Here is a 26671-nt window from a genome sequence, read left to right as displayed (position 1 = left end):
GCTCAGCCGAGCGGGACGGCCGCGTAGGAGCGGACGCTGAGGCGGTCGCGCTCGAGCAGGAACGTGTGCGTCGAGGCGTTGGCCAGACGCTCGCCCTCGTGCGGGAAGGCGCCCGCCGACGCGTGACGGATCACCTCGCGGATGAGGGCGCCGTGCGAGACCATGACGAGCGTCGGTCCGAGCGGCGCGGTCGCCCGGCGGGCGTCGCGGACGGCCCGCTGCAGACCGGCGAGCGCGCGCTGGCGCACCTGGGCCCAACTTTCGGCGTCGGGAACCTCCGCCTGCGCCCACTCGCCCCAACGCTCACGGAACTCGTCGACGCCCGCACCCTCGGCGACGCCGTACGAGCGCTCGCGGAGCTGCCGGTAGGCGCGCGGTGCGGCGACGCCGAGCGTCGAGGCGATGATCTGCGCGGTCTCGGCCGCGCGGGACAGATCGCTGGACGCGACCACGACGGGTCCGACGCCCTCGAGCTCCTCCCGGAGCCGCTCGGCGACCTCGCGCGCCTGGGCGCGCCCCGTGTCGTTGAGCGGGATGTCGGTCGATCCCTGGATGCGGCGCGCCGCGTTCCAGTCGGTCTCGCCGTGGCGCACGAGGATGAGAGTCGTCACCCATCGAGCCTATGCGAGCGGGGAAGCCTCAGCGCACGTCGGGCAGGGCGCGCGCGAGCGCCCGGAGCACCTCGGAGGTGCCGGCGTCGATCTTGACGCTCGCGTGCACGTCGCCGCGCGTCTGCCCGCGATTGACGATCACGACGGGGAGCCGCCGGCGCCGGGCGCGCTCCAGCAGGCGTATGCCGGAGTTGACGACGAGTGACGACCCGGCGACGACGAGCGCCTCGCTGGTCTGGACCAGCTGCTCGGCCTCCGAGAACTTCACGAGCGGGATGTACTCGCCGAAGAAGACGACGTCGGGCTTGAGCATGCCTCCGCAGACGCTGCAGTCGGGGACGACGAAGCCATCGCTCGTGGACGGCAGCACGTCGCCGTCGGGCCCCAGCTCGACCGCGTCGGGAACCGTGATCCATGGGTTGTCCGCCTCGACCCGCGCCGCGAGGTCGCGGCGGTCGAACACCTGACCGCAGTGGGTGCACAGCACGCGTCGCATCGTCCCGTGCAACTCGACGACCCGGCGGCTGCCGGCGCGCACGTGCAGGCCGTCGACGTTCTGCGTGATGACGCCGTTCGCGACGCCGCGCTCCTCCAGATCGGCGAGGGCGCGGTGGCCGGCATTGGGCTGTGCGGCGGCGAATGCGCGCCACCCGAGGTGACTGCCCACCCAGTACCGGCGTCGCGACGCGTCGCTCGAGAGGAACTGCTGGGCGGTCATGGGGGTGCGCGTGGGAGCCCCCTTGCCGCGGTAGTCGGGGATGCCCGAATCGGTGGAGACCCCGGCGCCGGTGAGCACGGCGATGCGACGGCCGGCCAGCGCGTCCACGGCGCGGCGGACCGCCGCGGTGGTCTCGGGGTCGAGCTCGGGAGCAGCCCCGGACGTGCGATCGAGAACCGTCGACATGGCGTCCTCCCTCCCTCAGACCTACCCCGAGCCTACGCGCCCCGCTTTTCGCGGAGGTTACAGCGGGGTGGGGGAGTGCGCGCGGGCGCGGTCGGGCGTGACAGCATGGGCGGATGCCTGTCGTTCGTATCGACGACCCCGCCGATGACCGTCTCGCCGACTACCGCGACCTCACGGACGTCGCACTGCGTCGTGTGCTGGAGCCGGCCGGAGGGCTCTACATCGCCGAGTCGGCGAAGGTGATCGCGCGCGCCGTCGCCGCGGGACATCGTCCGCGGTCCGTCCTCGTGCAGCAGAAGTGGCTCGATGACGCGGTGCCGCTCGCCGGCGAGGCCCCCGTGTACCTGGTCGACGACGACGTGGCGGAGCGGCTGACCGGGTACACGGTGCACCGCGGTGCGCTCGCGGCGATGCACCGGCCCGCGCTGCCGAGCGTGGCCGAGGTGGTCGCCGGCGCGCGCCTCGTGCTGGTGCTGGAGGACATCGTCGATCACACCAACGTCGGCGCCGCGTTCCGCGCGGCGGCCGGGCTCGGCGCGGATGCCGTGCTGGTGACGCCGCGCTGCGCGGATCCGCTCTATCGGCGCAGCGTCCGGGTGAGCATGGGCACGGTGTTCCAGGTGCCGTGGACGCGGCTTCCGGACGAGGCGGACGGCGGGTGGACGGCCGGGCGTGCCCTCCTGCACGACGCCGGACTGCACCTCGCAGCTCTCGCGCTCGCCGACGACGCGGTCGGGCTCGACGCGTTCGTCGCCTCCCGCCCGCCGCAGGTCGCGCTGCTCATGGGCGCCGAAGGAGACGGCCTGTCGCGGCGTGCGCTCGCCGCGGCCGACACCGTCGTCACGATCCCGATGGCCGGCGGCGTCGACTCGCTCAATGTCGCATCCGCCGCCGCCGTCGCCCTGTGGGCGCTGCGGTAGAACGCCGGCGAGCGGCCGCTCGGATCAGACCTGCTCGCCCGGTGCTGCGGTGCGGTCGCGCCCGGGGGCTTCGACGGTCACCGGCAGGGGCTCGGGGCGCTTGGCGGTGATGTTGTCGCCCGACGACTGGTGGCGCAGGCGCCGCAGCACCCACGGCACGAAGTGCGTGCGCGCCCAGACGAGGTCGTTCGTCCGGGCGGCGCGCCAGGTCAGACGCGGCAGCGGGTCGGGCTGCATGGGCTGCAGGTCGTTGGGCACGTTGAGGGCGCGCAGCACCATCCGGGCGATCTCGTGGTGGCCGAGCGCGTTGTAGTGCAGGCGGTCGTCGTCGAAGAAGCGCATGTCCTGCACCTCTTTGAGCGCCCACTGGTCGGCGACGATGCAGTCGTAGCGGTCGGCGATCGCGCGGATGTTCTCGTTGTAGATCGCCACTCGTCCGCGGATGCCGCGGAACACCGGTGTGAACTCCGTGTCGACCCCCGTGAAGACGACGAGCGTCGCGCCCTGCGAGCTCAGGCGCGCCACGGCGTCCTCGAACTGCTGCGCCACGGCATCCGGATCGCCGCCCGGGCGGATCACGTCGTTGCCGCCCGCGGAGAACGTGATCAGGTCGGGGCTGAGCGCGAGCGCCGGCTCGACCTGGTCGGCGATGATCTGGGCGATCAGCTTTCCCCGCACCGCGAGGTTCGCGTACGCGAAATCGTCGACCTGCGCGGCGAGGACCTCCGCGACCCGGTCCGCCCAGCCGCGGTGGCCGTCGACCGTGCCCGGGATGGGGTCGCCGATGCCCTCGGTGAACGAGTCGCCGATCGACACCATCCGGCGCCACGGGTGCGCGCTCTCGTTGGGGACGTACGGTGAGCGGTGGTCGTCGGGGGTGGGCTCGTTCCTGCGCATGACTCTCCTGACTCGTGGTCTTCTCCGAGGCTACCGGGGTCGGAGGTCACTGCCGAGGGCGGGCGTGGGGGAGGCGTCGTTTAGGGTGGTCAGTCGTGGACGGGACGGACGAGCGAGGACAGGAGCACTTCGGCAGCTTTGCCGCAGAGCACCTTTCGCCCGCCTTCCCCCAGCGTGCCCCGTGGGGGACGGCCCAGAACCTGCGCGCCTGGCAGGCCGAGGCCCTCGAGGCCTATTTCGCTCAGGACGGCCCCGACGGCGTGGGCGGTGGACCGCGTGACTTCCTCGCCGCCGCGACACCCGGCGCCGGAAAGACGACCTTCGCCCTGCGCCTGGCGAGCGAGCTGCTGCGCCGCGGGATCGTGAACCGCCTGGTCGTCGTCGCGCCCACCGAGCACTTGAAGACGCAGTGGGCGGATGCCGCTGCCCGCGTCGGCATCCGTCTCGATCCCCGCTTCACCAACCGCCAGAGCGCCCCGGCGCGCCACTACCACGGCGTGGCGGTGACCTACGCGCAGGTCGCCGTCAAGGCGTCGGTGCACCAGCGGCTGACGATGGATGCCCGCACCCTCGTGATCCTCGACGAGGTGCACCACGGCGGCGACGCGCTGAGCTGGGGCGACGCGCTTCGCGAGGCGTACGGGCGCGCCACGCGCCGGCTCCTGCTGTCGGGCACCCCGTTCCGCAGCGACACGGCTCCCATCCCGTTCGTGGAGTATCACCCGAACGAGAAGGGCATCCGCCTCTCCCGCACGGACTACAACTACGGCTACGGGCGGGCGCTCGCCGACGGCGTGGTGCGCCCGGTGCTCTTCCACGTCTACGCGGGGCAGATGAAGTGGCGGACGAAGGCGGGCGACGAGTACGAGGCCCACCTCGGTCAGGACAACACGAAGGACATCAACGCGCAGGCCTGGCGGACGGCGCTCAACCCCGAGGGCGAGTGGATCTCCGCCGTCCTGCGCTCCGCCGATCGGCGACTCACCGAGGTGCGACAGGACGTGCCGGATGCCGGGGGGCTGGTCATCGCGACCGATCAGACGGCGGCGCGCGCCTACGCGGCGATCCTCCGCGACATCACGGGCGAGCCGACGACCGTCGTGCTGTCCGACGACAAGGCGGCGTCGGGGCGGATCGAGACCTTCGCGACCTCGACGTCGCGGTGGATGGTGGCCGTCCGCATGGTGTCGGAAGGCGTCGACGTTCCGCGGCTCGCCGTCGGCGTCTACGCGACGAGCGCCTCGACACCGCTCTTCTTCGCCCAGGCGATCGGTCGTTTCGTACGTGCCCGCCGGCGGGGTGAAGCGGCATCCGTGTTCTTGCCGAACGTGCCGCCGCTGCTCGCCCTGGCGAACGAGATGGAGCGTGAGCGCGACCACGCCCTCGACCGCGAGGAATCGGACGACGACGGTCTCGAGGACACCCTGCTCGAGGAGGCCGAACGAGAGGACAAGGCCTCGGACGCGCTGATCGAGGAGGGCAGCTATCAGGCCCTCGGCTCGGTGGCGCACTTCGACCGGGTGCTCTACGACGGCAAGGAGTTCGGGCAGCTCGCGGTACCGGGCACCCTCGAGGAGGAGGAGTTCCTGGGCCTTCCGGGCCTGCTCGAACCCGAGCACGTCCACGAGCTGCTGATGCAGCGGCAGTCCCGCCAGAGTCGTCACCGTCGCGCCCGTGAGGCGAAGGAGGGCGCGGTCGCCACCGACAGCACGGATGCGGGCGAGGCGTCCCTTCCGCCCGCCCTCCACCGCACGCTGCGCGAACAGCGCCAGCTGCTGAACAGTCTCGTCGGCCTCTACGCCCGCCAGAGCGGCGAGCCGCACGGCGCCGTGCACGCCGAGCTGCGACGGGTGTGCGGGGGACCGGAGGTGGCCCGCGCCACCGTCGCGCAGCTGCAGGCCCGCATCGAGGTCCTCCGCGCCCGCGTCCGGTCCTGACATCGCACCACGCCGACACCGGCGCGCGTACACTCGCGCCCATGCGCCGCGGCTACGACTTCACGTCGCGATGGGTGGTCCCGGCATCCGTCGAGCGGTGCTGGGCGCTGTGCGAGCAGAGTCTCGTCTCGGGCGAGGTGCCGTGGTGGCCTTCCGTGCGGATCGTGCCCGGGGCGCGCGCTCCCGCCGTCGGAGACGTGCGGCATCTGGAGGTGCGCAGTCCCTGGGGCTACCGTCTGCGGGTCGCCCTGACGGTCACGGAGGTGCGACCCCCGCACCTGCTGGCCGCGACCAGCACGGGCGATCTGGTCGGCATCGGGCGGCTTGCCATCGCGGCGCGGCCGGGACCGCCCGCAGACGGCGCCGCGCTCACCTGGATCTGGCGGGTCGAGCTCACGCGGCGATGGATGCGCCTCGCCGCTCCCGTGCTGCGCCCCGCGTTCGCCGCCGCGCACCGTCTGGTCATGCGCCGCGGTGAGCGGGGGCTGAGGGCTGCGCTCGCCGGTGCTTCGGAGATCCGAAATCCTGACAATACCGGCGTGAGCGGTCGGCGCCGCCGCCGTCGACGGTACCGTGAAGCCCCGTGAGCCCGACCCCGAAACCCACGCAGAGAGACCGGCGCCGCTGGGCGCGCTATCTCGCCGACGAGCGTGCCGAGGCGCAGGTCTATCGCGCCTTGGCCGCACGGCGCGAGGGGGAGGAGCGTGAGATCCTGCTCGCGCTCGCCGAGGCGGAAGGACGACACGAGGCGCACTGGCTCGAGCTGCTGGGCGGGGAGCCCGTCCGCCTTCCCGCACCCGGGTTCGGCTCGCGCGTGCTCGGCTGGATGGCCCGCCGGTTCGGGTCGATCTTCGTGCTCGCCCTCGCCCAGAACGCGGAGGGACGATCGCCCTACGACAGCGAGCCGTTCGCCACCGCGCGGATGGTCGCCGACGAGAAGATCCACCGCGAGGTGGTCCGTGGGCTCGCGGCGCGCGGGCGACGCCGGCTGTCCGGCACCTTCCGCGCCGCCGTCTTCGGCGCCAACGACGGACTGGTCTCGAACCTCGCCCTCGTGATGGGCATCGGGGCGACCGGCGTCGGCGCGCAGTTCGTGCTGTTCAGCGGGATCGCGGGACTTCTCGCGGGCGCGCTGTCGATGGGCGCCGGCGAGTACGTCTCGGTGCGCTCGCAACGCGAGCTGCTCGACGCGACCGAGCCCAGCGGATACGCCGATCACGTGCTCCCCGATCTCGACCTCGACGCCAACGAGCTCGCTCTCGTCTATCGCACCCGCGGCATGGACGAGCAGGAGGCGCACGATCTCGCACGCCGCGTCGTCGAGACGGCGCACGCCGCGGACCGCGGCGAGCCCTACCGTCTGCCGCGGGCCGCCGGTGCCGACCACGAGGTCGTGGGCAGTGCGCTCGGCGCGGCCGGGTCGAGCTTCCTCTTCTTCGCGTCCGGTGCGATCATCCCCGTGCTGCCGTGGATCTTCGGGTTGAGCGGCCTGCCCGCGGTCGCCGTCGCGCTGCTGCTGGTCGGCACGGCGCTCACCGCGACGGGCGCGATGGTCGGGCTGCTGTCGGGCGCGCCGCCGCTGCGTCGCGGGCTCCGCCAGCTCGCGATCGGGTTCGGAGCGGCCGCCGTGACCTACCTGCTCGGTCTGCTGTTCGGCGTGTCGGCGGGCTGAGCGCGACCTCGATTCCACGTCTGGCGTCGGATCTGGTACTGTCGATCTTCGGTTGCGAAACCGAAAACCACCTGCGCGGGTGGCGGAATAGGTAGACGCGCTAGCTTGAGGTGCTAGTGCCCGTATAGGGCGTGGGGGTTCAAGTCCCCCCTCGCGCACAGAGAGAAGAAGGTCCCGTCAGGGGCCTTTTTCTTTTGTCCCTGTGGATGCCGGGGCGAGGTCCCGTGTCGTCGTGTGTCACCGCGCGGAGGCCCCCTCCCGATCGCAGTACCGTGGTGAGCATGTCCGCATCCGAGCTGTCTGAGACCGAGCTGCCCGAGGTCGTCGCCGTCGCGCGCGATCTGATCCGCTTCGACACCACCAACTTCGGCGAGGGGCGCTCGCACGGCGAACGCGAGGCCGCGGAGTACGTCGGGGCCTACCTCGAAGGTCTCGGTCTCCGCCCGGAGTACTACGAGCCCATCCCGCGCCGCACCAACCTCAGCGTGCGGGTGCCGGGACGCAATCGCGACAAGCCCGCCCTCGTCCTGCACGGCCACCTCGACGTGGTCCCCGCCGTCGCCGACGACTGGAGCGTCGACCCGTTCGGCGGCGTGATCAGGGACGGGATGCTGTGGGGGCGCGGTGCCGTCGACATGAAGGACATGGACGCGATGATCCTCACCTCTGTCGCCGAGCTCCTGAGAGCGGGGGAGCAGCCGGAGCGCGACCTGATCCTCACGTTCTTCGCCGACGAGGAGAACGGCGGGGTGGAGGGCTCGCAGCTGGTCGTGCGGGATCGGCCGCACTGGTTCGACGGCGCCACAGAGGCCATCAGCGAGGTCGGCGGCTACTCGATCCCGGTGGGCGAGCAGCGCGCCTATCTGCTGCAGGTGGGGGAGAAGGCCCTCGTGTGGCTCCGGCTGCGCGCTCGCGGCACCGCCGGCCACGGCAGCCGCTTCCACCCGGACAACGCCGTGACGAGGCTGTCCGAGGCCGTCGCCGCCCTCGGCCGGTCGGTCTGGCCGCTCGAGCTCACCGCCACCACGCGCCAGACCGTCGACGGTCTCGCGGCCCTGTGTGGCGTCGACCCCGCCGATCCGGATGCCGTGGCGGACGCGACCGGCGCGGCATCCGGTTTCCTGCGTTCCACCTTCCGCACGACGACCAACCCCACCGGTCTCGTCGCGGGGTACAAGCACAACGTCATCCCGGATGCCGCGGTCGCCACGATCGACGTGCGCACGCTCCCGGGCCAGGAAGAGCGGGTGCTCGCGGAGATCCAGCGCATCGTGGGCGACGACATCGAGGTCGAGATCTCGCATCGCGACATCGGGCTCGAGGTGCCCTTCCGCGGAGAGCTCGTGGAGGCGATGGTCGGGGGGCTCGAGCGGCACGATCCGGGGGTTCCGGTGCTGCCCTACCTGATGGGCGGCGGCACCGACAACAAGGCGCTCGCCGAGCTCGGCATCGCCGGATACGGGTTCGCGCCGCTGCGGCTTCCCACGGATCTCGATTTCACCGGTATGTTCCACGGTGTGGACGAACGCGTCCCCATCGACGCGTTGGTCTTCGGGCAGCGCGTGCTCACCGATCTGATCCGCACGTACTGAAAGGGCCCCCATGCACCTGTTCGAGGCGATCATCCTGGGCCTGGTCCAGGGACTCACCGAGTTTCTCCCCGTCTCCTCCAGTGCCCACCTGCGCATCATGGGCGAGTTCCTCCCGTCCGCCGAAGACCCCGGCGCGACCTTCACCGCCATCACCCAGATCGGCACCGAGCTCGCGGTGCTCGTCTACTTCTGGGGCAAGATCGTGCGGATCATCTCCCAGTGGGCGAAGTCGCTGACCGGCCGCGTGCCGCGCAACGACCCCGACGCCCGCATGGGGTGGATCGTCATCATCGGCACGATCCCGATCGGCATCGCCGGATACCTGTTCCAGGAGTCCATCCGCAACACGTTCCGCAACCTCTGGCTGGTCGCGATCGTGCTGATCGTCTTCGGTCTCCTGCTCGGCGCCGCCGACGCGTTGGGGCGCCGCACCCGCACCGAGAAGGACCTGACCTACGGGCACGGCCTCGCTCTGGGCCTGGCCCAGATGCTCGCCCTCGTCCCGGGTGTCTCGCGCTCCGGTGCGACGACGACGATGGGCCTGGCCCTGGGCTACACCCGTCCGGCCGCGGCGGAGGTCGCGTTCCTGCTCGCGGTGCCGGCCGTGTTCGGCAGCGGCCTCTACGAGCTGGTGCAGGCCATCAAGGACCCGGGCGACCAGGTGTACAACATGTTCGAGACGGGCGTCGCCACGGTCGTCGCGTTCGGTGTGGGCCTCGCGGTGATCGCGTTCCTGATGCGCTACCTCAAGCGCGGCAGCTTCCTGCCGTTCGTGCTCTACCGCCTGGCGCTCGGACTCGTGCTGATCGTGCTGCTGAGCTTCGGAGTGCTGCAGGCGTACTGATCAGGAGCGGCGGGGGTCGTCGCGACCGGGTTTGCCGGGGCCCTCGCCGCTTCCGCCGCGGCGCAGATAGCGCTCGAACTCCTGCGCGATGGCGTCTCCGGACGCTTCGGGGGAGTCCCAGGTGTCGCGGGTCTGCTCCAGCTGGTGGATGTACTCGGTCATCTCCTCGTCGTCCGCCGCCGCGGCATCGATCGACGCCTCCCAGGCGAGGGCCTCGGCGGGCAGCTCGCCGCGGGCGACCACCGCTCCGGTCAGCGCCATGACGCGATCGAGCAGCGCGAGCGTGGCCTTCGGCGAGGGCGTGTGGCCGGCGACGTAGTGGGGGACGCTCGCCCACAGGGCCGCGGTCGGGATGCCGGCCGCCTCGGCAGCCGCGGAGAGCACGGTGAGGATGCCGGCCGGCCCCTCGTACGTCGGCTTCTCCAGTCCCAGCGCGGCGCGCAGCTTCTCGTTGTCGCTTCCCGCGAACACCGAGATCGGGCGGGTGTGGGGCACATCCGACATCATCGAGCCGAGCGCCACGATGCCCGTGATGTCCTCGCTGAGGGCGGCGTCGATCAGCTCGGCCGCGAACGACTGCCAGGCGCGGGCGGGCTCGACGCCGGAGAGCACCCACAGCCGTGTGCCCTCGGCGGGATGCAGCGGCCGCCACACGGTCGCGTCGGGCCAGCTGAGGGTGCGCGAGCCGTCGGCTTCCACCTTGAGCTGCGGTCGCGTGTACTGGTAGTCGAAGTAGAGCTCCGGGTCGACCGAGAAGACCTCGCGGTAGGCGCCCGACTCGCGGATGTGCGCCGCGGCGGCGGAAGCGGCCTCGCCCGCGTCGTTCCATCCGTCGAAGGCCACGACCAATACGCGGTTTCCGAGTTCGTCCACTCCGCCCCTCTCGCACGGTGAATCGATCCCTCAACGATACGCGTCGCGACCGGCGACAGGGCGGCGCCCGCGCGCGACGCGCGGTGCCGGCGGGACGCCGCGGAGCGCGTCGGTAGCATGGTCCGGTGAGCCCCGCCCTTCCCGTCGCCGTCCTGTGGGACATGGACGGCACCCTCGTCGACACCGAGCCGTACTGGATGGAGGCGGAGACCGCGCTCGTCGAGAGCTTCGGCGGCACCTGGACCCACGAGCAGGCGCTGACGCTGGTGGGGCAGGGCCTCGAGACGTCGGGAGCGATCCTGCAGGAGGCCGGCGTGCGGATGTCGGTCCGCGACATCGTCGACCACCTCACCGCCGAGGTCACCCGGATGCTGGCCGAGCGCGGCAACCCCCTGCGGCCGGGCGCGGCCGACCTGCTGAGCGCTCTGCGGTCGGCCGGGGTGCGGTGCGCCCTCGTGACGATGTCACTGCGGTCGATGGCGGAGCAGGTGGTGGCGCCCTTCGGCGACACCTTCGAGCTGATCGTCGCCGGCGACGACGTCACCCGCCCCAAGCCCTACCCCGACGCCTACCTGCAGGCCTGCCGGGCTCTCGGCGTCGATCCGTCGGAGGTCGTGGCGATCGAGGACTCGCCGACGGGGGTGCGCGCCGCGGTCGGCGCCGGGGTCACCACCATCGGGGTCCCGCTGATGGTCTCGCTGGTGGGTGCCGGCGCCCACACCCTCTGGTCGACGCTCGCCGAGCGCACGCCCGATGACATCGCCGCCGTGTACGCGGCACACCGCACAGGAGATCGCACATGACAACGCCCACCCCCCTCGTCGACCTCCGACCGAGCGGGCCGTTCCGGCTGGGCGACCGGGTGCAGCTGACCGGCCCGAAGGGGCGTCTGCACACCGTGACGCTCCGCGAGGGCGGCGAGCTGCACACGCATCACGGCGTCCTCAAGCACGCGCAGCTGATCGGCCAGCCCGACGGATCGGTCGTGACCAACTCGGGCGGCCACGAGTACCTGGCGCTGCGCCCGCTGCTGCGCGACTTCGTCATGTCCATGCCGCGCGGAGCGGCGATCGTCTATCCGAAGGATGCGGCGCAGATCCTCGCCTCCGCCGACATCTTCCCGGGCGCCACCGTCGTGGAGGCGGGCGTCGGCTCGGGCGCGCTGTCGATGTGGCTCCTGCGCACGATCGGATCGGCCGGCCGCCTGGTCTCCTTCGAGCGTCGCGAGGAGTTCGCCGAGGTGGCCCGCGCCAACGTCGAGACCTTCTTCGGCCACGCGCCCGAGGCCTGGGAGGTCGTGGTCGGCGACCTCGTCGCGGAGCTGCCCGGCGCGGTGGACGCGGCATCCGTCGACCGTGTCGTCCTCGACATGCTGGCGCCCTGGGAGTGCATCGACGCGGTCGCCGATGCCCTCACGCCCGGCGGTGTCGTGCTGTGCTACGTGGCCACCGCGACCCAGCTCAGCCGCGTCGCCGAGTACATCCGCGGCACGGGCCTGTTCACCGACCCCGAGGCCACCGAGACGATGGTGCGCGGCTGGCACGTGGAAGGTCTCGCCGTGCGCCCCGACCATCGGATGGTGGCGCACACCGGCTTCCTCATCACGGCGCGCCGTCTGGCTCCCGGAGCGATGCCGCCCGACGTGCGCAAGCGTGCGCTCAAGAAGCCGAGCTATGCCGACGCGGATGTCGAGGCGTGGACCCCCGGTGCGGTCGGCGACCGCGAGATCACCGACAAGAACCTCCGCAAGCGGGTGCGCGAGGCGCAGCGCGCCGCCGACGGGGCGCGACAGGCCACCGCCGGCGCCGACGCGGACACCGGCCCCGACGGCGCGGGGGAGCGGGCCGCGGACGACGTAGACTGATCCGGTGCGCCGGATCCCTGCTGCCCTCGCCGTCGTCGGCCTCTCCGTCCTGACCCTGGTCGGGTGCGCGTCCGCATCCCCATCGGCAGCCGCGTGCGACCGTGGGGCCGACTCGTCCGGCGTGCTCGACACCGTGAGCGTCTCCGGCGCCGAAGGCACCCCCGAGGTGACCCTGAGCGCTCCCGTCTACGTCGATCACACCGTCGCCGTCGACGAGACCGTGGGCTCGGGCCAGCGCGTGACCTCCGACATGCAGGACGTGCAGTTCGCCATCACGATCATGAGCGGCTCGACCGGGCAGAAGATCCTGACCTCCGGCACGCAGGTCACCCCGCTGTCGAAGTGGCGCGAGCAGTACGCCGGCTTCGCGGACATGATGATGTGCGCGACGGAGGGCTCGCGGATCGTCGGGGCCGTGCCGGCCAGTGACCTGTCCGACGCTGCGGCTCAGGGCTGGGGCCTCAGCGGCAGTGATGCGATCGTCGTCGCGATCGACCTCCAGAAGGTGTACCTCGCCGCCGCCGACGGTGTCCCGCAGTACAACGACCGCCGCGGCATGCCGTCGGTCGTGCTCGCGCCCGACGGCACACCCGGCGTCATCATCCCCGACACGGCCCCGCCCACCGATCTCGCGGTCGAGGTGCTGAAGAAGGGCGACGGCCCGGCCGTCGGCGGAACCGACAGCATCCGCATCAACTACACCGGCGTCACGTGGGCCGATCGCAAGGTCTTCGACTCGACGTGGGAGAACGGCGCCTCGGCGGCCGTCACCCTCGACGCGGTGGTGCCCGGCTTCGCTCAGGCGCTCGACGGCCAGACGGTCGGGTCGCAGATCCTCGTCGTGATCCCGCCGGCGCTCGGATACGGCGACACGGCGAGCGGCTCGATCCCCGCAGGATCGACGCTCGTGTTCGTCATCGACATCCTCGGCGTCGACACGCCCGCGACGAGCTGACGACCGCGACCGCGCGGCAGCGCCGCCGGCGCACAGGCGACGCCTAAGATTGTCGGGTGCCCACCGAGACCGTCCGCAGCGCGCCCGAGGAGCGTCTGGTCAACCTCGTCGTCGCCCTCATGGCGACCGAGCAGGGGCTCACGAAAGACACCATCCTCGCCTCCGTCGCGGGCTACCGCGAGCAGAGCAGCGCCGGCGCGTCCAAGGATGCGCTCGAGAAGATGTTCGAGCGCGACAAGGAGAACCTGCGCTCGCTCGGCATCCCGGTCGAGACGATCGGCGACTACGCCGACCCGGACGACCTCCGCGAGGCGCGCTACCGCATCCCGACGGCCGAGTACGAGCTGCCCGCCGACATCGAGTTCACCCCCGCCGAGCTCGCCGTCCTGAACCTCGCCGGCGGCGTGTGGAGCGAGAGCTCCATGTCGGCCGATGCGCGCAGCGGTCTGCGCAAGATCCGCGCGCTCGGCATCGAGGTCGACGCGCCGATCATCGGATACTCGCCGCGCGTCAACCTGCGGGAGGCCTCGTTCGGGCCGCTGCAGAGGGCGATCGAGCAGGGGCGCGTCGTCGAGTTCGCCTACCTCAAGGCCGGCGACGAGACCGCACGGGTGCGCCGCGTGCAGCCGTACGCCCTCGTCGAGTACGAGGCGCGCTGGCACGTGTACGGGTTCGACCTCGCCCAGGACGACGTGCGCACCTTCCTGCTGTCGCGCATCGTGTCGGATGTCGCGATCACCCGCGCCGGCTTCGATCTCGCGCTGCGCGAGGGCGCCGGTGAGCGCGCGCTGGCCGGCCTCGAGGCCCTCGCGGCCCGTCAGCAGGCGCTGCTCGAGATCGCTCCGGGCACCGAGGCGGCGCTGCGTCTGACCCGCCGCGCGACGGATGCCGAACAGGGGATCCGGGTGCCGTACGTCGACGTGCACATCCTCGCCGACGAGCTCGCCTCCTACGGCCCGGAGGTGCGCGTGGTCGAGCCGGCCGCGCTGCGCGATCAGGTCATCGCCCGACTCGAGCGCACGCTCCGGCTGCACGCCGGCCCGGACGCCGCGACCGACGAGGGGGCGGGGTCATGAGCCGTCGTCGCAAGCCGCTGCTGGCGACCGATCGTGCGGCGCTCATCCTGCAGCTCGTGCCCTACCTGATCGGGAAGGGCGAGGTGTCGCTCACCGAGGCCGCCGACGAGTTCGACGTGACCGTCGAGCAGATGCGCGGGATGGTCGAGAAGCTCACCGTGATCGGCCTGCCCGGCGACGGCGGCTTCTGGCAGATGGCGAACGACCTGTTCGACATCGACTGGGACCTCCTGGACGAACAGGACCTCATCGTGATCACGAACACGGTGGGTCTGGAGCGCACGCCGCGGCTGACCGCACCGGAGGCGGCCGCGCTGCTGGCCGGGCTGCGTGTCGCGGCGACCCTGCCCGGCGTCGGCGACAGCGGCGTCGTCCAGGGCCTGCTCGCCAAGCTCGCACGGGGTGCGTCGGGCGTGCCGGCCGATGTCATCGTCGCCCCCGATACGGTGGACGACGTGCGCCTGACGGTCGCGCAGGCTCTCCGCGAGCACGTCGCCGTGGCCTTCTCGTACCAGGCGCCCGATGCCGCACCCACGACCCGCACGGTCGACCCGGTCAAGGTGCACATCGCGGGAGGACAGTGGTACCTGCAGGGATGGTGTCATCTGCGGCAGGCGATGCGCACCTTCCATCTCGACCGCGTCTCCGACGTGCGTCTGACCGACATCGCGAGCACCCACGGCGAAGACTCGGTGCCCGCGCTGTTCGAGGGCGCCGCGGGAGACGTCGAGGTCGAGGTCCGCTATCGCGCGTCGGCGGCGCCGTTGCTGGCCGACTACGTCGTGCTGGACGACCCGGCCACGATCGACGCGGAGATCCGGTCGGCCCGCGTTCGGGTGGGCGACGCGCGGAGCCTCAAGCGCGTCGCGACGCGGCTCGGCGGCGACCTCGAGGTCGTCTCTCCGGATGCCGCACGCCGCGCGACCGCCGCGTGGGCCGAAGCGGGGCTCGCCCAGTACCGCTGAACCCATCCGTCGGGGCGGCAGGTAGACTGGCCAGCAACCCCACACCCGAGGAGACCCTCATGCTCGGAGGCTTGACCGGCTGGCACCTGCTGGCCCTCGTCATCATCATCCTGCTCCTGTTCGGGGCGGCGAAGCTCCCGGCTCTGGCCAAGAGCGTCGGACAGTCCGCTCGTGTCTTCAAGGGCGAGATGAAGGCGATGAAGGAAGAGGACGCGCCCGCCGCGCCGACCGCACCCAACGGCACCAGCCCCGCCCCGACGGCGGAACCCGGTACCGACACCAAGCCCTGACACTCGTGGCCACGGTCGACTCCGCGCGCATCGCCGAAGAAGAGGGTCCGCGCCGTGACCGGCGGATGTCGCTGGGCGAGCACCTCAAGGAACTGCGCCGTCGGTTCATCATCGGGATCATCGCGCTCGTCGTGGGGATGGTCGTCGCGTGGATCTTCACCGATGCGATCATCTGGGCGATGACCGAGCCGATCCGCGTCGTCGCAGAGCAGCGCGGCGACGCCGACGTCGTCACGCTCATGTACCAGAGCATCACGGGCCCGTTCGACATGCGGCTGCGGATCTCGCTGGCCGTCGGCGTCATCATCTCGGCCCCCGTGTGGCTGTGGCAGGTGTGGGCGTTCCTGGTCCCCGGCCTCACGCGCAAGGAGGTCCGCTACACGATCGGCTTCGTCTCCGCGGCGATCCCGTTGTTCGCCGCGGGAGTGTTCGTCGGGTGGCTGATCATGCCCCACATCGTCGAGCTGATGGCGTCCTTCACGCCCGAAGGCGCCTCGAACATCTATGACTCGAAGTACTACTACGACTTCGTCTTCAAGCTCCTGCTCGTCGTCGGCGTCTCGTTCGTCCTGCCGGTGTTCCTCGTCGCGCTGAACCTCGCGGGCGTCATGAGCGGCATGGCGATCCTGAAGGGCTGGCGCGTGGCCATCCTCGTCGCCTCGGTCTTCGCGGCGCTCGCGACACCGGCCGCCGACATCGTGAGCATGCTGATGCTGGCCGGCATCCTCACCGTCCTCTTCTTCGCGGCCGCCGGTCTGTCCGTCCTGTTCGACCGTCGACGCGCCAAGCGCGAGAAGGCCCTCGGTCTCGAGCTGTGACGGATCCCGCCACCCGCTACGCACAGGCGCAGGCGCGTCAGGCCCACCCTCTCACCGCCGCCTTCGCCGACGAGCAGAGGTTCGAGCTCGACCCGTTCCAGATCGCCGGATGCCACGCCCTGGAAGAGGGGCGCAGCGTGCTCGTCGCCGCACCCACCGGGGCGGGCAAGACGATCGTCGGAGAGTTCGCCGTGCACCTCGCCATGCGCGAGCCGGGCGACAAGGCCTTCTACACGACCCCGATGAAGGCGCTGTCCAACCAGAAGTTCCGCGAGCTGCAGCAGGTCTACGGCGAGGACGAGGTCGGACTTCTCACCGGCGACACCAACATCAACGGGAACGCGCGCGTCGTCGTGATGACCACCGAGGTGCTGCGCAACATGCTCTACGCCGACTCGCCGGCGCTGCGCGGCTTGCGGTACGTCGTGATGGACGAGGTCCACTACCTCGCCGACCGCTTCCGCGGCGCCGTGTGGGAAGAGGTCATCATCCACCTGCCCGCGCGGGTGCGGCTGGTGTCGCTGTCGGCGACCGTCTCGAATGCCGAGGAGTTCGGCGACTGGCTCGACACCGTGCGGGGGGACACCGCCGTCATCGTGTCCGAGACGCGACCGGTGCCCTTGGAACAGCACGTTCTCGTGCGCGGCGACCTGCTGCCCCTGTTCGACGACCGCGCCGGCATCGCGACCGCGCAGGTGAACCAGGAGCTGATGCGCCTGAGGTCCGTGCGCGGCTCGTCGTTCGAGAGCAACCGGCGCGCGCAGGAGCACCGCTCGCAGGAGCACCGTTCGCAGGGACACCGCGCTCACGGTCAGCGGTCCGCAGGCGACCGTGCGCCGGGACAGCGACCGTCCTCCGGCGGGCGGCGCCCCATGCGCGCGGCGAACGCCCAGCGCATCGAGCGCATCGATCGCCCGCAGGTCGTCGAGCTGCTCGCGCGCGCCAACCTGCTGCCCGCGATCTTCTTCATCTTCAGCCGCGCCGGGTGCGAAGGCGCCGTGCAGCAGGTCCGACGTGCCGGCGTGCGCCTCACCGATCGAGACGAACGCGACGAGATCCGGCGCATCGTCGACGAGCGCACGGCCGCGCTTCCCGACGAGGACTTGGCCGTGCTCGGCTTCTGGGAATGGCGCGAGAACCTGGAGCGCGGCATCGCCGCCCACCACGCCGGTCTGCTGCCCGCCTTCAAGGAGATCGTCGAGGAGCTCTTCCAGCACAAGCTCGTCAAGGTCGTCTTCGCGACCGAGACCCTCGCCCTCGGCATCAACATGCCCGCGCGCACGGTCGTGCTCGAGAAGCTCGAGAAGTTCAACGGCGAGGCGCGGGTCGCGATCACCTCGGGGGAGTACACCCAGCTCACCGGACGCGCGGGACGCCGTGGCATCGACGTCGAGGGTCACGCCGTGATCCAGTGGACCGAGAGCCTCGATCCGCAGGCGGTGGCCGCGCTCGCCTCGCGGCGCACCTATCCGCTCAACTCCAGCTTCCGCCCGACCTACAACATGGCCGTGAACCTCATCGACCAGTTCGGGCGCGCCCGCGCGCGGGAGATCCTCGAATCCTCCTTCGCCCAGTTCCAGGCCGACCGCGCGGTCGTCGGCCTGGCGCGCGAGGTGAAGGAGGCCGAGGACTCGCTCGCCGGGTACGCGGCGGCGATGACGTGCGATCGCGGCGATTTCGCCGAGTTCGCGCGGATGCGGCGTGAGCTCACGGATCTGGAGCGCAAGGGCGACCGGTCCAGCTCACCGAAGCTCCGCCAGCAGCGGCAGGAGCAGCTGGAGTCGCTGCGACGGCGTCTGAAGCGGCATCCGTGCCAGACCTGTCCCGATCGCGAGAAGCACGCCCGGTGGGCGGAGCGGTTCTGGAAGCTGCGGCGGCACACCGACAAGCTGCGCCAGCAGATCGATGCGCGCACCGGCACCGTCGCGCGCATCTTCGATCGCGTCGTCGACGTGCTCGCGGCGCTCGACTACGTCGCGGTGGACGCCGACGGCGTGACCACGCTCACCGCGGCCGGCGCGACGATGAAGCGCATCTACGGCGAGCGCGATCTCCTCGTGGCCGAGTCGCTGCGCACCGGCATCTGGGCAGACCTGGATGCCGCGGGGCTCGCCGCGCTGGCCTGCAGCCTCGTCTACGAGCCGCGTCGCGACGAGAGCGGCCCGGGGGAGCGCGGGCTGCCGCGGGGCGCGTTCCGCGACGCGCTGGCGGCCACCCAAGAGCTCTGGGCGCGACTGGACGACCTCGAGCAGGACCACCGCCTTCCCGGGTCCGCGCCCGTCGCCACCGGCCTCGCCCCGGCGATGCACGCCTGGGCGCGGGGCGCGAGCCTCGACCGGGTGCTGCAGGAGGCCGACCTCGCCGCGGGCGATTTCGTGCGCTGGACGAAGCAGACCATCGATCTGCTCGATCAGCTGTCGATGGTCGCCGACCCGCCGATCGCGACCACGGCGCGCTCGGCGCTCGACGCCGTTCGTCGCGGCATCGTCGCTTACGGCTCGTTCTGATTCCGCTCGCTTAGGCTCGTTCCGTGCCCCGACGCCCGCGACCGTCCTCGCCGCCCCCGAGGCCGCTTCTGCCGCTGTGGGCCGCGGCGGCGACCTCGGCCGCGGCGGGGCTGCTGCTGACGCTCGCCTTCCCCGCCCTCTCGTGGTGGCCGGTGGTGTTCGTGGCCGTGCCCCTCGCGCTGGTCGGGCTCATCGGACGCAGCGTGCGCGGCGCGCTCCTGGTCGGGCTGCTGTTCGGAGCCGGGCTGTTCTTCGTGAACTTCTCCTTCACGGCGCGCTATCTCGGTCCGGTGCCGTGGATCGCGCTCGCGAGCCTCGAGTCCGTCCTCACCGCCGTGATGGCGGTGCCGATCGCCCTGGCCTACCGCTGGCTTCCGCGATGGGCGCCGGGAACGGCGGGTCGTCTGGTGGCGCTTCCGGCACTCGTCGCGGGACTGTGGGTGTCGCGGGAGGAGCTGCAGGGGACATTCCCCTACGGAGGGTTCCCCTGGACGCGGATCGCCGTCACCCAGGCCGACTCTCCCCTGGTCGACGTGACATCGTGGACGGGGATGAGCGGGCTGTCCTTCCTGATCGTCTTCGCCTGCGCCGCCGCGGTCGAGGCCGTGCGTCTGGGGCGCCTGCGCGATCTGCGCACCGCGCTGCCGGCGGCGCTCACGGTGCTCGTGATGTTCCTGCTGCCGGCCTTCCCCACGACGGATGCCGGCAGCATCCGCGTGGGCGCGGTGCAGGGCAACGGGCCCGCCGGCTACTTCGACCAGCGGGCGGCCTACGACGTGCTGCGGGCTCAGCTGGCGGCGACGGCGCCGATCGAGGATGAGGACATCGACGTGCTGCTGTGGCCGGAGGGCGGCATCGACGCCGACGCCCTGTCGAACACGTCGGTGCGTGCCGCGCTCGACGCGCTCGCGGGCCGCATCGGCGCGCCGCTGCTCGTGAGCGGCGTGACCCAGCGGGGCGATCAGTACTTCAACTCGTCGATGCTCTGGAAGGACGGAGCCGACAACCCCGTCGCCCTGTACGACAAACGGCATCCCGTGCCCTTCGGGGAGTACGTGCCCGATCGCTGGTTCTACGACATGCTGGCCCCGGATCTCATCGGGCTCATCCAGCGGGAGTACACGCCGGGCACGTCGACGCCGATGTTCGACGTCGACGGTGTGGGCGTCGGTCTCGCCATCTGCTTCGACGTCATCTACGACGACGTGATCCGCGAGGGCGCTCTGGCCGGTGCTCAGGTCTTCATGTTCCAGACCAACAACGCCGACTTCCGGGGCACCGACGAGAACCTGCAGCAGCTCGCGTTCGCGCGGATCAGGGCCGTGGAGTCCGGTCGGGCGGTCGTGAACCTCTCCACCGTGGGAACCAGTCAGGTCATCGGTCCGGACGGGCGCACGATCGACGCCCTGCCCGCCGACGAGCCGGGGGCGATGGTCACCGACGTGCCGCTGCGCACCGGTCTGACGCCCGGCATCCTGCTCGGCGAGGCTCTGCAGACCCTGCTCGGGTGGGGGAGCGTCCTCGCTCTGGCGGTGGTCGGCCTCGTCGCGCGGCGCCGCGCGCGCACGCCGAAGACGCCGACCCCCGAAGGGGCCGGCGTCATCACGGGGGAGTGAGCGTCAGGCGCTGAGGCGAGCGTCGCCCGTGGCGCCGCGGCGGGCGCGCAGCAGAGCCAGGCGCTCCTCGAGCAGCTCCTCCAGCTCGGGCACCGTGCGACGCTCCAGGAGCATGTCCCAGTGCGTGCGGGGAGCCTTGTCGCCGGAGTGGTCGATCTCGACGACCGAGTCGCCGACGCGGAGCACGGCCTCGGCGCCGCAGGTGCGGCACTCCCAGGCCTCGGGAAGCTCGGCGTCCGCCGCGAAGGTCATCACGGTCTCGCGTCCGCACTGCGTGCAGACATACGTGTGGTTGGCGCGCTCATGGAACACGACGCCTTCCTCGCTCTGTAGGCTGGAGGCGCCGAGTCGGATGCCGCGCAGGCTGCGATCTGCCATTGTGTGGTCCTCTCGTCGTGTCAGGTATAACGCGCGCACCTGTGTGCATCATCCGAACGGGCGTCCGGCCACCCCCTTTCACAGGGGATGCTCAGCCCGGGTCAGTGCCGCGCGGCGACCGCCTGAAGTGCGAGGTCCGCACGGTCGGTGACGAGGCCGTCCACCCCCAGATCGAGCAGCCTGTCCATGTCGTCGCGGTCGTTGACCGTCCACACGTGGACCTCGACGCCCGCCGCATGCGCGGCGTGGAGCACGCGCGGGGTGACGATGCGCACCGCACCCTGGCGCTCCGGGACCTGGAGCGCGTCGACGTCGCGCAGCGCGCGGGCGACAAGGGCCGCCGAACCGGTGGACACCGCCGCCAGGACACGCGCGATGGTGGCCCGGCCGGCGGACGTGGCGGGCTCGCCGCCGAGGTGGCGCGCCGCGTCCAGCGCGTCACGGCGACGCGCGTCGGAGAAGCTCGTCAGCAGCACGCGATCCGCGTGGGGGACGACGAGGCGTCCCACGGGCCGCGCGGCCGCCGCCGCCTTCACGTCGAGGTTGAAGCGCAGCGTCGGGAACGCCGAGAGGGTGTCCGCCGCGGTGGCGAGCCCACCCCGATCGGCCATGATGCGTTCGAGCTCCGCGTGGTGCACCGCCGCGATCGCGCGCGGGTCGCCGGTCACGCGTCGCAGGTCGTCGTCGTGGAAGAAGACCACCACGCCGTCGGCCGTGAGGTGGCAGTCCGACTCGACGTAGACCGCTCCGGCGGCATGGGCCGCCGCGAACGCGGCGACGCTGTTCTCCACGATGCCCTCGGCATCAGGGGGAACGAACCCGCGGTGGGCGAGCACCCGCGGCGACGACGTCCCCGTGAACCAGGGGTGGGTCACGACGGGTCGACGGGAGGCGTGTGCGGTGCGGGCGCGGCGCTCGGCGGCGGGGTCGGCCCGGATGCACCCGCGGCCGCGTCGGTGCGTGCGGCGAACGCGCCGCCCAGGCCCTTCATCGCTTCGGTGAACTCGCTCGGGATGATCCAGAGCTTGCTCGATGCGCTGTTGCTGATCTTCGGCAGCGTCTGGAGGTACTGGTACGCCAACAGCTTGTCGTCGGGGCGTCCGGCGTGGATCGCGGAGAACACGTTCTGGATGGCGGCCGCTTCACCTTCGGCCCGCAGGATCGCCGCCTGCTTGTCGCCCTCCGCCCCGAGGATGGCGGCCTGACGGCGTCCCTCCGCCTCGAGGATCTGAGACTGCTTCGAGCCCTCGGCGGTCAGGATCGTCGCGCGGCGCTCCCGCTCGGCGCGCATCTGCTTCTCCATCGAGTCCTGGATCGAGTGGGGCGGGTCGATGGCCTTGAGCTCGACGCGCGACACCCGCAGACCCCACTTCCCGGTCGCCTCGTCGAGCACGACGCGCAACTGGCCGTTGATGTTGTCACGGCTGGTGAGGGCCTGCTCGAGGTTCAGCCCGCCGACGACGTTGCGCAGTGTCGTCGTGGTGAGCTGCTCCACCGCCGACAGGTAGTTGGCGATCTCGTAGGTGGCCGCGCGTGCGTCGGTGACCTGGAAGTAGACGACCGTGTCGATCGAGACCACGAGGTTGTCCTCGGTGATGACCGGCTGCGGCGGGAACGAGACGACCTGCTCGCGCATGTCCACGAGCGGGCGCAGGCGGTCGATGAACGGGACGAGCAGGTTCAGGCCGGGGGAGAGGGTGCGCTGGTAGCGGCCGAGGCGCTCCACGACACCGGAGTAGGCCTGGGGGATGATGCGGATGGACCGGAAGAGGACCACGATCACGAAGATCGCGACGACGACCAGGAGGACGATCACGAAGATCTGTCCGACGAATGCTCCGACGTCGACCATCAGTCGGTGCTCCTTTCGGGGGAGTCGGATGCCGCGGGGGACCCCGGGGCGGGAAGCGGGGCAGCGGGCGCGACTTCGACGGTCGCCCCGCGCACGGCGGTGACCACGGCGCGGTCGCCCGGGCCGAGCGGCGCGGCGGACGGCGCGAGCTCGGCGGTCCACTGCTCTCCGTTGTCGAGGCGGACGTATCCGCGCCCGTCGACGAAGGCGGCGCTGACGCGCGCACCCATCCCGTAGAGCGCGTCGACGTTCGTCGGGTGCGGCTGGCTGGAGCGGTGCAGTGCGCGCAGCAGGAGCGGGCGGATAGTGAACAGGAGCAGGGCCGACACGGCGGCGGCGATGAGCACCTGCAGCCACCAGGGGCCGCCGAGGAGGTTCACGCCGAGGCCGCCGATGAGCGAGCCCGCGGCCAGCATGAGGAAGGTGAACTCGAGGGTCAGCAGCTCGATGATCACGAAGATCACGGCCAGCACGAGCCAGGCGATCCACAGATACTGCGTCAGATCGGGCAGCATGCGAGCTCCCTTCGAGGTCTTGTTCGAACCCTAACACCCGGTCTCTCCGTTGCGGTGGCCGCTCGCCGGTCGGCGCGAGGCCCCGGTTGATAGTGTCGAGAAGGCCACGGCGAACTCCGCCCGGCATCCGTCATTTCGCAGGAGCAATCATGTCCCAGCCCATTCCCGCCGGTTCGCTCGCCGGAAGGACGGCGCTCGTCACCGGGTCCTCGCGCGGCATCGGCGCCGACACGGTCCGTTACCTCGCCGAAGGCGGCGCGAACGTCGTCATCAACTTCCGCAACAAGGCGCCGCGCGCGGAGAAGCTCGCCGCGCAGCTGCGCGAACTGGGCGTCGAGGTGCTCGTCGTGGGGGCCGACCTCACCGACCCGGGTTCCGTCGAGGCGATGATGACCGCCGTGCAGGAGACCTTCGGGCAGCTCGATCTGCTCGTCCTCAACGCCTCCGGCGGGATGGAGAGCGGCATGGGCGAGGACTACGCGCTCGTGCTCAACCGCGATGCGCAGCTGAACGTGCTCGATGCGGCCCTGCCGCTGCTGCACGACGGTTCCCGCGTCGTCTTCGTGACCAGCCACCAGGCCCACTTCATCCGCACGACGCCGACCATGCCCGAGTACGAGCCGGTCGCCCTGTCCAAGCGCGCCGGCGAGGATGCGCTGCGTGAGCGGATTCCGGCTCTCGCCGAGCGCGGCATCGACTTCGTGGTCGTCTCCGGCGACATGATCGAGGGCACGATCACCGCGACGCTGCTCGAGCGCGCCAACCCGGGGGCCATCGCCGACCGTCGCGAGTCGGCGGGCAAGCTCTACAACGTGTCCGAGTTCGCCGCGGAGGTCGCTCTGGCCGCCGTCGAACCCGTTCCCGCCGACAACACGAGGCTCGTCGGAGACGTGAGCTCGTTCGGCGGGGAGTGAGCATGCGCGCCGTCGACATCACCTCCCTGACCACGGTCGGTCGCCCGAGCATCGCCCCCGACGGCGCGTTCTCGGTCTTCGCGACCTCGCGCCCCGACCTCGACGCCGACCGCAACGTCGGCCAGATCTGGCGGATCGACCTGCCCGACGGCGCGCCGCGTCGACTGACGCGCGGCACGGCCGACGCCGAGCCGCAGGTGTCACCGGACGGCGGACGCATCGCCTTCGTCCGCGGCGACGCCGACGGCACTCCACAGGTGTTCGTCATCCCCGCGACCGGCGGCGAGCCGGTGCAGGCGACCGACGCCCGCGGCGGTGTCGGCTCGTACGCCTGGTCTCCCGACGGCACGCGCATCGCCTTCACCGCCCGCGTGCCCGAGCAGGGCCGCTACGGCACCGTCGAGGGCCGCTCCGCCGATGCGGAGTCGCCGCGGCGCATCACCGGGGTGCGCTGGCACGCGAACGGTCTCGGCTACATCGGCGACCGTCCGTCGCACGTCTTCGTCGTCGATGCGCCGGATGCCGGTGCGGAGCCGTTCTACACGCCCGCGCCGACCGCGGACGGCGAGAACGCGGGCGCCAAGGCGAAGCGGGTCGCAGCGGATGCCGTCGCCCTGACCTCGGGGGCGGCATCGCACCATGGCGTCGTCTTCACCGCCGACGGTTCCCACGTGCTCACGGTGGTCGACGAGATCGAGCACGACCGCCGCGACCTGCGCACCCCCCTCATCGCGGTCGCCGTCGACGGCTCGGGCAGCGTCGAGGTGATCGCGCGCGAGGCCGGCTATTCCGTCGACGAGGTCGCCGTCGCGGCGGACGGCACGATCGCGATGCTGGCATCGCGGCCGGGTGCGTCGGGCATCGACTTCATCGCCCCCGACGTCGCGCTGTACGTCCTCGACGGTCCGGTGTCGGCGGTCGTCCCGCGTCGACTCACCGATCCCGAGGCGACCGACCTCGGCGAGGTCGGTTCGCACATCACGCCCATCGGTGCCGATTTCCTCGTGCAGAACCGCACGCGCGGCCGTGTCGAGTTGCTTCGTGTCACCCGTGACGGCGACGTCTCGGTGCTCGTCGACGGCGACGTCGAGGTCGGTGGACACGCGGCGGCGGGGGAGCGGATCGTCTACGCCCACGCGACCCCACGAAGCCTCGGCGAGCTCTCGCTGGTCGGCGAGGGTGCCCTCACCGCGTTCGGAGACGCGACGGAGCGCTCCATCGTGGTGCGTCCGGAGGAGCGGGAGATCGTCGGTCGCGACGGCTATCCCGTGCACGGCTGGGTCGCCGTCCCGGCGGGTGAGGGGCCTTTTCCCGTCATCCTGCAGATCCACGGAGGACCGTATGCGTCCTACGGCATACACGTCTTCGATGAGACCCAGGTGCTCGTCGATGCCGGCTACGCGGTCGTGTACTGCAATCCGCGGGGGAGTGCGGGCTACGGCCGCGTGCACGGACGCAGCATCCGTGGCGCGATGGGCACGCTCGACCTGGCCGATGTCCTCGACTTCCTCGACGGCGTGGTCGACGGCGACGACCGTCTGGACGGTGCCCGTCTCGGTATCCAGGGCGGCTCGTACGGCGGCTACCTGACCGCGTGGACGATCGCTCACGATCACCGGTTCGCGGCGGCGATCGTCGAGCGCGGGTTCCTCGATCCGGTCAGCTTCCAGGGAACGAGCGACATCGGCTCGTTCTTCGGCGACGAGTACGTCGGCACCGACCCGGAGGACATGGCGCGGCAGAGTCCAATGGCCGTCGTCGGTGCGGTGCGCACGCCCACGCTGGTGATGCACTCGGAGCTCGACTTCCGGTGCCCGCTGGAGCAGGCGACGCGCTACTACACCGCCCTGAAGCGGCAGGGCACCGAGGCGGAGATGCTGATCTTCCCCGGCGAGAACCACGAGCTCACCCGGTCGGGTCGACCGCGACACCGCGTCGAGCGCTTCGATGCGGTGCTCGACTGGTGGGCGCGCCATCTGCCGGCCGGCTGACCGACGGCATCCGCGACGCAGAAGCGCCCCGCGACCTCTCGGTCGGCGGGGCGCTTCTGCGTCGGATCACTTGCCGAACGAGAAGGCACGTCCGATCTGGATGACACCCATCACGACGGCCGAGATGCCCAGCAGCCACCACAGCACCACGGCGCCCCAGAGCGGCGAGAACAGCAGGGTGACGCCGGCGATGATCGAGATGATCGCGTAGAAGATCGTCCAGCCGCGCGACGGGGCCAGGTCGAGGGTCGACAAGGCGACGACGCCCTCGATGATCCACATGATGCCGACGAGGATGCCGAGGAACGCGGCGAGGGTGACGGCGGTCGCACCGAGGTTGGTGAACGCGACGATACCGGCGACGACGAACAGGACACCGAGCAGCACGTGTCCGATCCGCGACCAGCCGCCCTTTCCGGCGGCGAAGATGCCCAGGCCCGCGTAGACGAGACCGGCGATGATCGCGTAGACCGCGATGAGCGCGGTGACGACCATCGCGGTCTTGCCGGGCCAGACGAGGATGACGATGCCGAGGATGACCGACAACACACCACCCAGACCCAGTGCGGTCCGGATGCCGTTCGTTGCCGTCTTCTCGAGGGACGGTTCAGCAGTCATGGCGAAGCCCTTTCTGAAAATCTCCTGTGAGCGGAGATGTTCTCAGGGTAGCGCTGTTGCGC

General features: G+C 71.3%; 26 protein-coding genes and 1 tRNA gene. 18 read left to right on the top strand and 9 right to left on the bottom strand.

Annotated elements, in window-relative coordinates; translation table 11 throughout:
- Positions 1–2 precede the first annotated feature (2 nt).
- A complete protein-coding gene (locus L0965_RS13720; protein ID WP_101306432.1) occupies positions 3–611 on the bottom strand; it encodes a histidine phosphatase family protein in 609 nt (202 codons plus the stop codon).
- A gap of 28 nt (positions 612–639) precedes the next feature.
- A complete protein-coding gene (locus L0965_RS13715; protein ID WP_101306431.1) occupies positions 640–1515 on the bottom strand; it encodes a Sir2 family NAD-dependent protein deacetylase in 876 nt (291 codons plus the stop codon).
- 113 nt (positions 1516–1628) lie between these two features.
- On the opposite strand from L0965_RS13715, the gene L0965_RS13710 reads away from it, so the two are divergent.
- Positions 1629–2435 carry an RNA methyltransferase gene (locus L0965_RS13710; protein WP_101306430.1) on the top strand — a complete coding sequence of 269 codons (807 nt, stop codon included), beginning with the start codon at positions 1629–1631 and terminating at the stop codon, positions 2433–2435.
- Positions 2436–2459: 24 nt separating this feature from the next.
- Here the strand turns inward: L0965_RS13710 and L0965_RS13705 are convergent, their stop codons facing one another.
- The gene (locus L0965_RS13705; protein ID WP_061781732.1) at positions 2460–3332 is read right to left on the bottom strand and encodes an SGNH/GDSL hydrolase family protein; all 873 of its coding nucleotides are present in this window, start codon (positions 3330–3332) and stop codon (positions 2460–2462) included.
- A gap of 95 nt (positions 3333–3427) precedes the next feature.
- On the opposite strand from L0965_RS13705, the gene L0965_RS13700 reads away from it, so the two are divergent.
- The 6 genes from L0965_RS13700 to L0965_RS13675 all read left to right on the top strand — a co-directional run bounded on the left by L0965_RS13700 (position 3428) and on the right by L0965_RS13675 (position 9377).
- Positions 3428–5269, top strand: coding sequence for a DEAD/DEAH box helicase (locus L0965_RS13700; RefSeq protein ID WP_060958659.1), 1842 nt, complete (start codon positions 3428–3430; stop codon positions 5267–5269).
- 41 nt (positions 5270–5310) lie between these two features.
- Positions 5311–5856, top strand: coding sequence for a hypothetical protein (locus L0965_RS13695; RefSeq protein WP_198553619.1), 546 nt, complete (start codon positions 5311–5313; stop codon positions 5854–5856).
- Positions 5853–6941, top strand: coding sequence for a VIT1/CCC1 transporter family protein (locus L0965_RS13690; protein WP_060958657.1), 1089 nt, complete (start codon positions 5853–5855; stop codon positions 6939–6941). The genes L0965_RS13695 and L0965_RS13690 overlap by 4 nt, the downstream gene beginning before the upstream one ends.
- Positions 6942–7014: 73 nt before the next feature.
- Positions 7015–7099 (top strand) — tRNA-Leu (locus tag L0965_RS13685).
- Positions 7100–7222: 123 nt separating this feature from the next.
- Positions 7223–8533 (top strand): M20/M25/M40 family metallo-hydrolase, encoded by a 1311-nt coding sequence (locus L0965_RS13680; RefSeq protein ID WP_198553618.1) that lies wholly within the window; start codon positions 7223–7225, stop codon positions 8531–8533.
- 10 nt (positions 8534–8543) lie between these two features.
- Positions 8544–9377, top strand: coding sequence for an undecaprenyl-diphosphate phosphatase (locus tag L0965_RS13675; RefSeq protein WP_101306429.1), 834 nt, complete (start codon positions 8544–8546; stop codon positions 9375–9377).
- On the opposite strand, the gene L0965_RS13670 is transcribed toward L0965_RS13675, so the two are convergent.
- Positions 9378–10250 (bottom strand): PAC2 family protein, encoded by an 873-nt coding sequence (locus tag L0965_RS13670; RefSeq protein WP_101306428.1) that lies wholly within the window; start codon positions 10248–10250, stop codon positions 9378–9380.
- 125 nt (positions 10251–10375) lie between these two features.
- Here L0965_RS13670 and L0965_RS13665 point away from each other — a divergent pair, with 125 nt between their 5' ends.
- From L0965_RS13665 to lnt, 9 genes are all read left to right on the top strand, one after another.
- Positions 10376–11053 (top strand): HAD family phosphatase, encoded by a 678-nt coding sequence (locus L0965_RS13665; protein ID WP_101306427.1) that lies wholly within the window; start codon positions 10376–10378, stop codon positions 11051–11053.
- Positions 11050–12114, top strand: a complete 1065-nt coding sequence (locus L0965_RS13660; RefSeq protein WP_060958654.1) for a tRNA (adenine-N1)-methyltransferase — start codon at positions 11050–11052, stop codon at positions 12112–12114. Before L0965_RS13665 ends, L0965_RS13660 begins: the two co-directional genes overlap by 4 nt.
- Before the next feature lie 4 nt (positions 12115–12118).
- Positions 12119–13069: an FKBP-type peptidyl-prolyl cis-trans isomerase gene (locus tag L0965_RS13655; protein ID WP_101306426.1), complete on the top strand. Its 951-nt coding sequence runs from the start codon at positions 12119–12121 to the stop codon at positions 13067–13069.
- Between the two features lie 56 nt (positions 13070–13125).
- On the top strand, positions 13126–14145 hold the full coding sequence (locus L0965_RS13650) for a YafY family protein (protein WP_101306425.1): 1020 nt from the start codon (positions 13126–13128) through the stop codon (positions 14143–14145).
- On the top strand, positions 14142–15110 hold the full coding sequence (locus L0965_RS13645) for a YafY family protein (protein ID WP_061781735.1): 969 nt from the start codon (positions 14142–14144) through the stop codon (positions 15108–15110). The genes L0965_RS13650 and L0965_RS13645 overlap by 4 nt, the downstream gene beginning before the upstream one ends.
- A 59-nt stretch (positions 15111–15169) precedes the next feature.
- The gene (locus tag L0965_RS13640; RefSeq protein WP_060958650.1) at positions 15170–15400 is read left to right on the top strand and encodes a twin-arginine translocase TatA/TatE family subunit; all 231 of its coding nucleotides are present in this window, start codon (positions 15170–15172) and stop codon (positions 15398–15400) included.
- Between the two features lie 65 nt (positions 15401–15465).
- The gene (gene tatC, locus L0965_RS13635) at positions 15466–16218 is read left to right on the top strand and encodes a twin-arginine translocase subunit TatC (RefSeq protein WP_060958853.1); all 753 of its coding nucleotides are present in this window, start codon (positions 15466–15468) and stop codon (positions 16216–16218) included.
- Entirely contained in the window at positions 16215–18725 is a 2511-nt protein-coding gene (locus L0965_RS13630; protein WP_101306424.1) for an RNA helicase, read from the top strand. Before tatC ends, L0965_RS13630 begins: the two co-directional genes overlap by 4 nt.
- A 23-nt stretch (positions 18726–18748) precedes the next feature.
- The gene (lnt, locus tag L0965_RS13625) at positions 18749–20341 is read left to right on the top strand and encodes an apolipoprotein N-acyltransferase (RefSeq protein WP_101306423.1); all 1593 of its coding nucleotides are present in this window, start codon (positions 18749–18751) and stop codon (positions 20339–20341) included.
- Positions 20342–20344: 3 nt separating this feature from the next.
- Here the strand turns inward: lnt and L0965_RS13620 are convergent, their stop codons facing one another.
- The 4 genes from L0965_RS13620 to L0965_RS13605 form a co-directional block, all read right to left on the bottom strand.
- The gene (locus L0965_RS13620; protein ID WP_060958647.1) at positions 20345–20719 is read right to left on the bottom strand and encodes an RNA polymerase-binding protein RbpA; all 375 of its coding nucleotides are present in this window, start codon (positions 20717–20719) and stop codon (positions 20345–20347) included.
- Positions 20720–20820: 101 nt separating this feature from the next.
- The gene (locus L0965_RS13615; RefSeq protein ID WP_101306422.1) at positions 20821–21594 is read right to left on the bottom strand and encodes a glycerophosphodiester phosphodiesterase family protein; all 774 of its coding nucleotides are present in this window, start codon (positions 21592–21594) and stop codon (positions 20821–20823) included.
- Positions 21591–22571, bottom strand: coding sequence for an SPFH domain-containing protein (locus L0965_RS13610; protein ID WP_232783907.1), 981 nt, complete (start codon positions 22569–22571; stop codon positions 21591–21593). Before L0965_RS13610 ends, L0965_RS13615 begins: the two co-directional genes overlap by 4 nt.
- Positions 22571–23086: an NfeD family protein gene (locus L0965_RS13605; protein ID WP_060958644.1), complete on the bottom strand. Its 516-nt coding sequence runs from the start codon at positions 23084–23086 to the stop codon at positions 22571–22573. Before L0965_RS13605 ends, L0965_RS13610 begins: the two co-directional genes overlap by 1 nt.
- A gap of 149 nt (positions 23087–23235) precedes the next feature.
- Here L0965_RS13605 and L0965_RS13600 point away from each other — a divergent pair, with 149 nt between their 5' ends.
- The gene (locus tag L0965_RS13600; RefSeq protein WP_060958643.1) at positions 23236–24000 is read left to right on the top strand and encodes an SDR family oxidoreductase; all 765 of its coding nucleotides are present in this window, start codon (positions 23236–23238) and stop codon (positions 23998–24000) included.
- A gap of 2 nt (positions 24001–24002) precedes the next feature.
- Positions 24003–25991 (top strand): S9 family peptidase, encoded by a 1989-nt coding sequence (locus L0965_RS13595; RefSeq protein WP_101306421.1) that lies wholly within the window; start codon positions 24003–24005, stop codon positions 25989–25991.
- A 66-nt stretch (positions 25992–26057) separates the two neighbouring features.
- Here the strand turns inward: L0965_RS13595 and L0965_RS13590 are convergent, their stop codons facing one another.
- Complete coding sequence (locus L0965_RS13590; protein ID WP_060958641.1) at positions 26058–26609, bottom strand: HdeD family acid-resistance protein; 552 nt, start codon at positions 26607–26609, stop codon at positions 26058–26060.
- Positions 26610–26671 lie beyond the last annotated feature (62 nt).

It is taken from the genome of Microbacterium sp. NFH-22A-Y, assembly GCF_021401375.1.
GTDB lineage: Bacteria > Actinomycetota > Actinomycetes > Actinomycetales > Microbacteriaceae > Microbacterium > Microbacterium hominis.
Note: the sequence above shows the minus strand (reverse complement) of the source record. Positions and strands in the feature narration are given on the sequence as shown.